General features: G+C 65.1%; 11 protein-coding genes. 7 read left to right on the top strand and 4 right to left on the bottom strand.

The window, feature by feature from the left end:
• Positions 1-181: 181 nt before the first annotated feature.
• Complete coding sequence (locus AC1DW2_RS13340; RefSeq protein ID WP_028155001.1) at positions 182-622, top strand: DUF1489 family protein; 441 nt, start codon at positions 182-184, stop codon at positions 620-622.
• A 9-nt stretch (positions 623-631) separates the two neighbouring features.
• Here AC1DW2_RS13340 and AC1DW2_RS13335 read toward each other — a convergent pair whose 3' ends face one another.
• A complete protein-coding gene (locus tag AC1DW2_RS13335; RefSeq protein ID WP_084795098.1) occupies positions 632-1381 on the bottom strand; it encodes a COG3904 family protein in 750 nt (249 codons plus the stop codon).
• 76 nt (positions 1382-1457) lie between these two features.
• Positions 1458-2309, bottom strand: a complete 852-nt coding sequence (panC, locus tag AC1DW2_RS13330; RefSeq protein WP_354099976.1) for a pantoate--beta-alanine ligase — start codon at positions 2307-2309, stop codon at positions 1458-1460.
• A 280-nt stretch (positions 2310-2589) separates the two neighbouring features.
• Between panC and AC1DW2_RS13325 the strand changes: the two genes are divergently transcribed.
• The 4 genes from AC1DW2_RS13325 (at position 2590) to AC1DW2_RS13310 (ending at position 6390) form a co-directional block, all read left to right on the top strand.
• Positions 2590-3513 (top strand): division plane positioning ATPase MipZ, encoded by a 924-nt coding sequence (locus tag AC1DW2_RS13325; RefSeq protein ID WP_063982760.1) that lies wholly within the window; start codon positions 2590-2592, stop codon positions 3511-3513.
• Between the two features lie 342 nt (positions 3514-3855).
• Positions 3856-4716: an alpha/beta fold hydrolase gene (locus AC1DW2_RS13320; protein ID WP_071913021.1), complete on the top strand. Its 861-nt coding sequence runs from the start codon at positions 3856-3858 to the stop codon at positions 4714-4716.
• Between the two features lie 145 nt (positions 4717-4861).
• Positions 4862-5605, top strand: a complete 744-nt coding sequence (locus tag AC1DW2_RS13315) for a vWA domain-containing protein (RefSeq protein WP_477006265.1) — start codon at positions 4862-4864, stop codon at positions 5603-5605.
• Between the two features lie 59 nt (positions 5606-5664).
• Entirely contained in the window at positions 5665-6390 is a 726-nt protein-coding gene (locus AC1DW2_RS13310; RefSeq protein ID WP_477006264.1) for a DnaJ domain-containing protein, read from the top strand.
• A 218-nt stretch (positions 6391-6608) separates the two neighbouring features.
• Here AC1DW2_RS13310 and AC1DW2_RS13305 read toward each other — a convergent pair whose 3' ends face one another.
• Positions 6609-8450, bottom strand: a complete 1842-nt coding sequence (locus AC1DW2_RS13305) for a serine hydrolase (protein ID WP_477006263.1) — start codon at positions 8448-8450, stop codon at positions 6609-6611.
• Positions 8451-8839: 389 nt separating this feature from the next.
• On the opposite strand from AC1DW2_RS13305, the gene AC1DW2_RS13300 reads away from it, so the two are divergent.
• Complete coding sequence (locus tag AC1DW2_RS13300; RefSeq protein WP_014494653.1) at positions 8840-9178, top strand: phasin family protein; 339 nt, start codon at positions 8840-8842, stop codon at positions 9176-9178.
• A gap of 146 nt (positions 9179-9324) precedes the next feature.
• Here the strand turns inward: AC1DW2_RS13300 and AC1DW2_RS13295 are convergent, their stop codons facing one another.
• Positions 9325-9564 (bottom strand): hypothetical protein, encoded by a 240-nt coding sequence (locus tag AC1DW2_RS13295; RefSeq protein WP_477006262.1) that lies wholly within the window; start codon positions 9562-9564, stop codon positions 9325-9327.
• 468 nt (positions 9565-10032) lie between these two features.
• On the opposite strand from AC1DW2_RS13295, the gene clpS reads away from it, so the two are divergent.
• The gene (gene clpS / locus AC1DW2_RS13290) at positions 10033-10365 is read left to right on the top strand and encodes an ATP-dependent Clp protease adapter ClpS (protein ID WP_014494655.1); all 333 of its coding nucleotides are present in this window, start codon (positions 10033-10035) and stop codon (positions 10363-10365) included.
• Positions 10366-10554 lie beyond the last annotated feature (189 nt).

The raw sequence follows: 10554 nt of genomic DNA, 5'->3' as shown, positions 1-10554 counted from the left end.
GCGCAGGCTGCTGCTCCTGCGGCGCCGGCTGCGAAGAAGCCGCCGGCGCCGAAGGCCGCGCGTGCGCCGGCCGCAGCACCGGTTCCGCTCGCCCCGCCGGCCCCAGCCGCGGCTCCTGCGGCTGCGGATAACGAATAGTTCGGCATTCCAAATGCGTGGCGGCCCGGCTAATGCTGGGGCCATGCCGCTACATCTGATCAAGCTCGCCGTCGGCTGCGACTCCGTCAAGGAATTGAAGGGGTGGGTCGCCGAACGGATGCAGACCGCCAAGAAGAAGGGTCTGCCGCAACATCACATCCACATCACCCGCATGGTGCCCAAGCGCGACGCCGAGATCCTGGCGGGCGGATCGCTCTACTGGGTGATCAAGGGCGAGATCGCCGCGCGTGAAAAGATCATCGGCATCGAGCCGTTCCGCGACAAGGACGGCATCGGCCGTTGCCGGATCGTGATGCAGCCGAAGGTGATCTCGGTATCGCCGCGGCCGATGCGGCCGTTCCAGGGCTGGCGCTACCTCAGCGACGATTCCGTGCCGCCCGATCTCGGCAAGTCGGCCGCGGGCTCGATCGCGGCGATGCCGGAGCCGATGCGACGCGAGCTGCGCGATCTCGGACTGCTCTGACGCGGCCGCTCATGGCGGCGTGACGATGTGCAGCCGCGCCCAGTCGGAGGACGGCATCACGACCGGACGTCCGCCTTCGCCGATGGCGTCGATGATGTCGACCAGCTCGGGCTCGACGCCCATCTCGTGCAGGTACTTGCGATACTGCTCGCCAAAGATCGCCGTCAGGCTCTCGCGCTGTTCGGGCGCCACGTTGGGCGCGCGGCGATTGCGGATGGAGCGGCCGGCCAGCACCACCGTCGCACCTTGCGGGAGGCTGCGATGCACCCCGCCGGCGAGCATGAGGACGCACGCGAAATCGCACGCCGGATCCGGCAAGGATACCTTGGCGTCGAGCGGCCCGCCCGGGCGCTTCAGCGCAAAACAATCCGCCTCCGGTTTGCCGGCGCAGGCCTCGACCTCGGTCGCGCCGGCGGTGGCATCCAGGCCGCGGTCGCGCAGGATGCGGCCCATGCTGACCGCAACATTGAGGTTGGAGCCGCCCCGGCTATGGATGACGAGCGGCAGCTTGTGTCCCGCCTGGCGATCGAGAATTGCGATCAGCCGCTTGTAGCTGTCCCATTGCACCGTGCCCTCGGCGGCGATCCAGTCGGAGCAGCCCGGTCCGCAGGCCCCGGCGGCGCCATGGGCGACGTAGAAGATCATCGCATCCGGCGGCGACCCGTAGAGGCCGATCGGCGGGCGCTGTTGTGCCTGGGCGGCAGTCGCGGCGACAAGCGCCAGCACGCCGTTCACGATCATCGTGCGGATGAATGACATGCCCCTGCCGGTCGGCTCGTTTCCTCGCCCCGATCATCCATCCGGGCGAGGCAACGCGCAAGATCGACCCTGGCGGTTACACCGCGATATTGTCGATCAGCCGGGTCGTGCCGAGCTTGGCCGCCACCAGGATCCGCAACGGGCCGTCCTTGCGCGAGGTGACCTGCGCCAGCGTCTCGGCATGGCGCGCCTCGAAATAGTCGAGCGCAAAGCCGGCCGCCGTGATCATCCCGGCGCCGCGCGCCATCGCGGATGCGATCGCTTCGCCGGCGCGGATGCGCCCGGCGCTGTCCTTCATGGCGCGGTACAACGTGGTCGCGGTCTGCCGCTCCTCCGGCGAGAGATAGACGTTGCGCGAAGACATCGCGAGCCCGTCGCGCTCGCGCACGGTGCGGGAGCCGGTCACCTTGACGCCGAGGTCGAGGTCGCGCGCCATCTGCGTCACCACCCGCAGTTGCTGAAAGTCCTTCTCGCCGAAGATTGCGACATCCGGCCGGCATTGCGTGAACAGCTTGCCGACGACGGTGGCGACGCCGCCGAAGAAGTGCGGCCTGAAGCGGTCCTCGAGGCCGGCCAGCGCCGGCCCCTCCGGCACGATGCGGGTCGCAAAGCCGTCCGGATACATCGCCTCGGCGCCGGGGTGCCAGACGATGTCGACGTCCTCGGCGGCGAGCTTGGCGAGATCGGACTTCCAGGTGCGCGGATAGGCACCAAAGTCCTCGGTCGGCGCGAACTGGGTCGGGTTGACGAAGATCGACACCACGACGCGACTCGCGCGCCGCCTGGCGAGGCGCACCAGCGACACATGTCCGTCATGGAGCGCCCCCATGGTCGGGACCAGCGCGATCGTGGCCTTTCGCTTGCGAAGATTGTCGACGGCGCGTCGCAAGGCGGGGACCGTGCGGGCGATCAAGGGGCTTCGTGACATCAGGACTCGACGGGGTTGGGAATGGGAAGCGGGCGCGTCCCGGCGCCCGGCCGGCTAACCTTAACAAGCGCCGATCGTGGACGCCATGCATTCGGATGCGGCACAGCATCCCGCGCGAGGCCGCGCACGATGTCGCGACATGGCTGAATCACAAGCGAGAGATGGTGCCGTGATTCATTTCGAACACGGCGCGCTGCGATTTGCATTTACTGTCACGCATTTCACTTGACCGCAGACGCGGCCAACTCGAAGATATTCATCAGGGGTGTTGAGGATCGCTATGCTTGTGCAGGCTAGCCAAGGCCAATCCGGCTCGGCGCATGTCGTCGTGCTCGGCAACGAAAAAGGCGGCTCCGGCAAGTCGACCACCGCCCTGCACATCGCGGTCGCGCTGCTGAAGGCCGGCCAGCGCGTCGCCACGATCGACCTCGACTGCCGTCAGCAGAGCTTTACCCGCTACATCGGCAACCGTTCCGCCTGGGCGCGCCGCACCGGCCTCGGCCTCGAGCTGCCGGTGCATCGCTGCATCAAGCTCGGCGAGACCATGCAGATCGCCGAGAACGAGAATTCCGAGTTCCAGCAGTTCATGGAGGCGGTCTCGGCGGTCGAAAGCAATTTCGACTTCATCGTCATCGATACGCCGGGCACCGACAGCTATCTGATGCGCTTGGCGCACTCGATGGCCGACACGCTGGTCACGCCGATCAACGACAGCTTCCTCGATTTCGACGTGCTCGGCACCGTCGATCCCGCCAACTACGCAGTGACGGGCGAGAGCCACTATGCCGAGATGGTGCGGGATGTCAGGCGCAAGCGGCGCCAGCTCGACGGCTCCAGCACCGATTGGATCGTCGTGCGCAACCGCCTGTCGATGCTCGGCTCCCGCAACAAGCAGCTCGTCGCCGAGGGCCTCAAGGATTTGTCGCTACGGCTCGGCTTCCGCTACGTCGACGGCTTCGCCGAGCGCGTCGTCTATCGCGAATTTTTTCCGCGCGGCCTGACCGCGCTCGATGAGATCGACGAGGCCACGCTCGGCATGCGGCCCAACCTTGGCCATCTCACCGCGCGGGAAGAGGTGACGGGCCTGCTCCGCCAGCTCAAGCTGCCGCTCGACGAACGCGGCCGCCGCCGTGCGGCAAATCGCGCCGAGTGGTTCAGCCAGGTCGACAAGCCGCTCGAGGTCCACGACATCCTCGGCGCCTGAGGTGGCGGTATATCGCTACTTCCAGCCGATTGAAGCTGCCGGTTCCCGCCGGAACTGAGTGCGGACTTCGCGGTTTCACCCTGTGTTTACCGTGAAATTGAAGCCAATCGAGACCGGTTGCGTCGGATGGTAGCCTGCACCTGACGTAGCCGCCTGAGAACGGGATGCCCAAGAAACGCGTGCGCCGCACAATGAAAGGGCTGAAGGTTCACAATATTTAAGCTTCCTGTCACGCGGCTGTGACATATATTAGGGAATAGGCGACCAGGGGCCGAAGAGCCCCGGAAGAACACGATTTTCAACAGGGATTCAGGCCGCAAGAGCCTGAGGCTGAGGACGAAAATGAAGCGTGGAATTGCCGTTCTGGTTTCGGTTAGTGCCCTCTTTGGCGTCGCCTATGTCACGGCGAGCAAGTGGGCCATCAAGCACGAGACCGTCACCTTCTACGACGCCTCGCGCGACAACCGTCCCGTGCCTGTCGATATCGCGGTCCGCCGCGACAAGGAAATGCAGGCCAATGCCGGCATGATCACGCTGCCGGTTGCCGTGATCAATCACGGCAACACCGTCAAGAATACCGAGTACGGCTTCCTCGCCAACATCTTCGCGGCGCGCGGCTATATGGTCGTAAGCCCGCAGCATGATTTGCCGACCGATCCTCCCATGGTGACGAAGCCCGGTGAGCTCTATGTCGGCCGGCTGCCGCAGATCCTGCGCGGCGTTGCCAACATCCATCTCGCCATGCAGGAGATGAAGAAGGTTCAGCCCAACGCCGATTACGACAGGGTGACGATGGTCGGCCACTCCATGGGCGGCGACATCACGATGTATTTCGCCAAGCAGTATCCCGATGAGGTCAAGAAGGTCGTCACGCTCGACAATCTGCGCGTGCCCTTCGTCACTGCCGGCAAGTTCAAGATCCTTTCGTTCCGTTCGCAGGATCCGCAGTTCAAGACCGACGCGGGTGTCATCCCGACCGATGAGGAATGCGAGAAGGCCGGCATCCAGGTCGTGAAGACCGAATTCCAGCACAACGACATGCGCGACACCGGTCCGGATGCGGCGAAGAACTCGATCCAGAGCATGCTCGACAAGTTCCTGAGCGACGGCGACAGCGCCGTCGCGCCCGTCGATACGCGCTCGGCCCCGCCCAATATCCTGGAGCCTGGTCCGGTCGCTCTGATGGCGCCTGCCAAGAGCTGACACCGACACAGGCTGACACCGACACCGCTCCGATCGTCTGCACGACCTGCAAAGCCTCCGCCGGCATCCGCCAGCGGAGGCTTTGCACATTGACCGGGCCGCAGGCGCTATCCACATTAGCCGCTCACGCAAGAAGCGAGCAGGGATGCCCGGCGAACCCGTCAAACCGCGTGGCCGTGATGCCGTATCGAGCCAAACCGGCGGCACGCTGCCTCAAGCCAGCACCGCGGAGGACATCGCCGCGTTCGTCGCCAAGGCGCGTGCGCTGTCGCCGCATGCCCCCGGCGCGAAGGGGCGGCTGATTTTCGCGCTGGATGCGACGATGAGCCGGCAGCCGACCTGGGACATGGCCTGCGCGCTCCAGGCGGACATGTTCCGCGAGGCCGCAGCGATCGGCAGCCTCGACATCCGGCTTGTCTATTATCGCGGCTTGAACGAGTGTCGCGCCACGGGCTGGATCTCCGACAGCGCCAGGCTGGCGACGCTGATGAGCAAGATCGACTGTCGCGGCGGCGACACCCAGATCGGCAAGGTGCTGAGCGACGTGCGGCGCGAGGCGGTCGCTTCGGGCGTGCGTGCGGTCGTCTTCGTCGGCGATGCCATGGAGGAGAAGGTCGACGAGCTCTGCGCAAAAGCCGGCGAGCTCGGCATGCTCAAGGTGCCCGTGTTCGTGTTTCAGGAAGGCGCCGACGCCGTGGCCGAGCAGGCCTTTCGCGAGATCGCGCGGCTGACCGGAGGGGCCTGGTGCCGGTTCGATCCCGGCGCGGCGGCGCAGCTTCGCGAGCTGCTGCGCGCGGCCGCGGCTTATGCCGCCGGCGGCCGCGAGGCGCTGTTGAAACTCGCCAAGAGTGCGAGCGGTGCGGCCAAGCTGATCGGGCAGATGAAGTAGCGGCCCGCGTCGGAGACGGACGCCATGCATTTTGCCGTGAGGGCGACTATATTCCGGCCATGACCCTGATCGCCGGCGCCATCGCCGTTATCACGCTTTATCTGCTGCTCCAGATGTTCCGCTCCGCCAATCCGGCGGTGCTGGCGCGCACCATCAAGTTCGGTGGCGGCGTGGTGGCGCTCGCGGTCGCAGCGTTCACTGGCCTGCGGGGCGAGCTGGCGGTGGCGATCCCGCTCGGGATTTTCGGCGCCGGGCTCCTGGGCTGGACGCCGCTGGCCAATGCCGGCTTCGGCAATATCGGCGGGCTGTTCGGCGGTGGCGCAACGCGGCCGGCCGGACAGGCCTCGCGCGTACGCTCGCAATTCCTGGACATGCGGCTCGACCACGATTCGGGGCAGCTCGCCGGCCAGATCGTCGCCGGTCCTCACGCCGGGCGCGATCTCCAGGAGTTCGATCTCGCTGGCCTGCTGGCGATGGCTCCGGCGTTCGACGCCGAGAGCGTGGCCCTACTTGAAAGCTATCTGGACCGCCGGTTTCCCGCTTGGCGTCAGAACGCGGAGGGCGATGCGGCAGGGCGGCAACGCCGCACGGCGCCGAGCGGCAAAATGACGGCGGAGGAAGCCTATCAGATCCTTGGCCTGCAGCCGGGCGCGGGGCGCGACGACATCAGCCGGGCGCACAAGTCCCTGATGAAGAAACTCCATCCCGACCAAGGGGGCTCGACGTATCTCGCTGCCCGTGTGAACGAGGCCAAGGATACTCTGCTTCGCACGCATAACGGCTAACTCCGGCACTACGCTACAAACGCCCGTACCGCGTAAGCTCCGCTTGCTCTGTCTGCCGTCGCCCCGATGCCCGCCTTTGTCGGCGTGGTCGATCCCTTGAGTAAAGTTTTAACCGTAAATCCTTGACGAGAGGTTGTCGCGGAACTGGCATCGCCGCATCCCCCAAACAAAAATGCCCGCGCAAGGCGCGGGCATTTTGATTGGAGCGGTACGACAGATCAGTTGCGGACGGTGATGCAGGAGATGTCGGCGCGCTTCAGGGCGCGGCAGACGGCTTCGGCCTGGTCCCGCTCGAGCCCGGCGAAACGGGCCCGGTAAAGCTTGCGATTGTCCTTGGCGAGGACCGGCTCGGTGAACGGGTCGGCCTTGCTGAGCAGGCCGCGAGCAGAGCTGCGGGCGGCGTCGATGCGCTGCTGGGCTTCGTTCTCGCTCTCGAGTGCGCCGACCTGGACGATCCAGCCGCTATGGGTGACGACCGGCTTGGTGGTGGCGCTCAGCTGGATCGGCTGCGGCACAGGATCGGCCGAAGCGAGCTTCGCAGCAGCCGGAGCGGGCGCGGCGGCCGGCAGCACGCCGAGGATGCCGTTGCCGGTGCCGAAGCCCGCCGGCTGACGGGGCATCTCGGTGCGGGCGAGCTCGGCCTTCGGCGCTTCGGGCTGGCTCGCCATCTCGGGCTTGTTGATGAGATCGGCGCGGGCGACGACGGCGCCGGAGGTCTCCGCGACGTCGGAGCGGGCCGCAATCGTGCTCGTGACCTGCGGTGCGACCTGAGCCGGGGCGGCGGAGGCGACCTTCACGGTGCCGGCCTTGACCTGAACAGTCTTCACCCGGACCGGCTTCATCGGCTCGGACGAGCCGGGGATGATGGAGAGCGGCTGGCTGGAGATCACGCCATTGGTGAGCGGCGCGGGCTCGATCCTGGATTCAGTCGGCCGAACCTCGGGCTTGCCGGTGTCCGGCCTGGCTTGAGCCGGCGGCATCGCGGCGGTCGCTGCCGCCAGCGCTGAGAGGCGCGAGGCGAGGCGCTGAGGGGCCGTTTCGGGGGCAGGGGCGGCCGCGGCCTGCTGGACCTGCGGAGCGGGGCGGGCCGGGGTCTCCGATGCATCGGCGACGTCGGTATTGGCATCTGCGCCGTTGCGCTCGGTGACAGCGACGACGGTGTGGGTGGTGGCGCCCTTCTCGAGGTTCTCCGCGAGCAGGTTGCGCATGGTGGCGTCGCGCGAGCCGCCGCTGCGGCCGCCGAGCACCACGCCGATCAGGTGGCGGTTGCCGCGACGCATCGAGGTCACGAGGTTGAAGCCGGAGGCGCGGGTGTAGCCGGTCTTGATGCCGTCCACGCCCTCGACGCTGCCGAGCAGGTGGTTGTGGTTGCGGATCGACTGTCCGCGCCAATTGAACGTCGAGGTCGCGAAATAGCGATAGTAGCGCGGGAAGCGCTCCTGGATGGCGCGGCCGAGCGTGGCCTGGTCGCGCGCGGTCGTGACCTGCTCGTCGTTGGGAAGGCCGTTGGCGTTGCGGTAGACCGTCTTGGACATGCCGAGCGAGCGCGCCTTGCGCGTCATCATCTGGGCGAAGTCGTCCTCGTCGCCGCCGATCGCTTCCGCGATCACGACGGCCGCATCGTTGGCGGAGCGGGTGACGAGGCCCTTGATCGCGTCCTCGACGCGGATGGTCTGGCCGGCACGCAGGTTCAGCTTGGTCGGATCCTGATCGGCGGCGTGCTGCGAAACCGGCATCTCGGTGTCGAGCTTCATCCTGCCGGACTCGAGGCGCTCGAACAGCAGATAGAGCGTCATGATCTTGGTGAGCGAGGCGGGGTGGCGGATTCCGTCTGGGCTCGTTGCCTGGAGCACGGAGCCGGAATTGCCGTCGACGATGATCGATGCGAATTTCGGGCTGGAGCTGTCGGACACATCGCGCTGCACCCGGTGGTGCGCGTAATTGCGCCGGTGACGCCGTGCCTCGGCAGCATCGGTGAAGATGACTACGGCGGTGACCGTAAGAAGCCCGAAAACGCCAACCCGCGCCAAGCGCGAGGAAGACAAGTTTTTACGAAGCATGAAACCCCGTCCCCGTTTCTGACTTGATCACCGGCCCGTGAGGCGAAATTGTGCCCACTCGACCCGGGATCATTACCTGCTCAGGCTGTCTCTCCGCTGGTGTTCGCTGCGGGAAACGTTGGGCCTGAGCCGCTGTTCTGGCTAAGGTGATGTTCTCGAACGGCTTTTGACCGTTCGCGGAAGCTGAACACGTCCAGGGAATCAGGGTAGGGGTCCGCGGTTTCCAAAAGCTTAAGGAACCATTGCAGGGAACCCCGGGAATCTCAGCGATTTGCATCCAATTTTGTGCGTCGCACAAGATTCTTGACTTTTTTGTGCGTTGCACTATTTTTGGGCGGAGTCAGGGAGCCGGGGCTTCCGGACCAGAGCCAGGGAAAAAGGATTCCGAAATGTTCAAGGTTGAAGACTTTCAGAGCTACGGGAAAGAGCAGTTCGAGCAGTGCGTTGCTTCCGCGACCTCGATGCAGCATGGCCTCCAGGCGATCGCCAGCGCGTATGGCGACTACACCAAGAAGTCGTTTGAAGACACCAAGTCCTTCGTCGAGAAGCTTTCCGGCGTGAAGTCGCTGGACAAGGCCGTGGAAGCGCAGACTGACTTCGCCCGTTCCAGCTACGAGACCTTCGTTGCGGAATCGCAGAAGATCGCCGGCCTCTACAGCGACCTCGCCAAGCAGGCGTTCAAACCGGTCGAGACCATCGTTTCGAAGTTCACCCCGGCTGCCAACTAACGTCCTCTGGAACTCCTGGAATCGAAAAGCCCGGCTGGTTCAGCCGGGTTTTTTTGTTGTCGCGACAGAGATCAGGTTCAGCGCGCCACGCGCAGCTTCGACAGCGACATACCGACGTCAACCCCACACGGTCTGACTCGCCGACATCACCGGACAGAACGCGTCGATGCCGCTCGTGCAATGCTCGCCGCCTTGGCGTCGTCGCGCAGGTTCTTTCGTCGCGTGTCGATCTGCGAGGCATTGCTGTACCACCAGCGATTCTGCGCATCGAGACCGCCGGCGAGGAGCACGAGCCCACTGAGCTGATCGACCAGGTTCTTCGCGGCCGTCTGCATCGTCGACATCTTGCCGTCCTGGGCCATCGAGCCGGCCTTGTCGAGCAGCATGGCGACGCGCATGCGCACCAGGGGCCACGCGATTGAACGGCAGCTCGATTGGACCGTAGAAAACCGGAGGTTTCCCGCGAAATCGCCGCTGCCGCTTAACGGCCGGATTCCTGGTGAAGATGTTCTAAACGGTGCCGGCCGAAACTTTTGTCAAATCGGTCCGGATTGACTAACCTTGGTCAGGATCGCCGGACCGGGAATCGGGACTGCCTCGACCATTTTGGCCGGACCGTTGCACGCTTGCGGCGAGCCGGGGGCGGGCCCATATTCCCTACAATCGAGCCGGGCTTGACCGGACCGGTTGGAAGCGGTGATCCAACAAGGCGGCGCGCCCGTGCAAAGCTCCGAAGGGCGGGGCCGCGCGGCTGACCGTCACTCGCTTCCGTGGGGAATTTGAACGCCTGAGCCATGCCGCACCTGACTTTCAGACTAGACCTGTCCGCGCAAGCCGCTGCCCACGCTCCTCGTATGAGCAATGACGAGAACCGTTCGGGCGGACCGACGGGGCCGAATACGTCTGTCATCACCAAGGTCAAGCCGAAGACCAAACGGCCGAACCTGTATCGTGTGCTGATCCTGAACGACGACTACACGCCGATGGAATTCGTCGTCCATGTGCTGGAGAAGTTCTTCCAGAAGGACATCGAGGCCGCGACCAAGATCATGCTGCATGTCCATCATCACGGCATCGGCGAGTGCGGCGTATTCACCTACGAGATCGCCGAGACCAAGGTGACGCAGGTGATGGACTTCGCCCGCAAGCACCAGCATCCGCTGCAATGCGTGATGGAAAAGAAATAACTGCGCGTTCACATCCAGAGTTATTTAGATCGGTTCTGGTTGCGCGGTATGTGACGGCAGCACATCCTGCTGCGTGATCCCGCGAAAATCAGCGGCGTCAATCCTGCCCAAATGGGTAGTTCTGCCCAAATCGGAACGGGTTTTGCATCGAGCGTGCCGTGGGCGCGTAATGCCCATTTGAGTCGCGGA

Source organism: Bradyrhizobium sp. P3_C3, from assembly GCF_056402655.1.
This window is presented reverse-complemented; position numbering and strand designations above follow the sequence as displayed.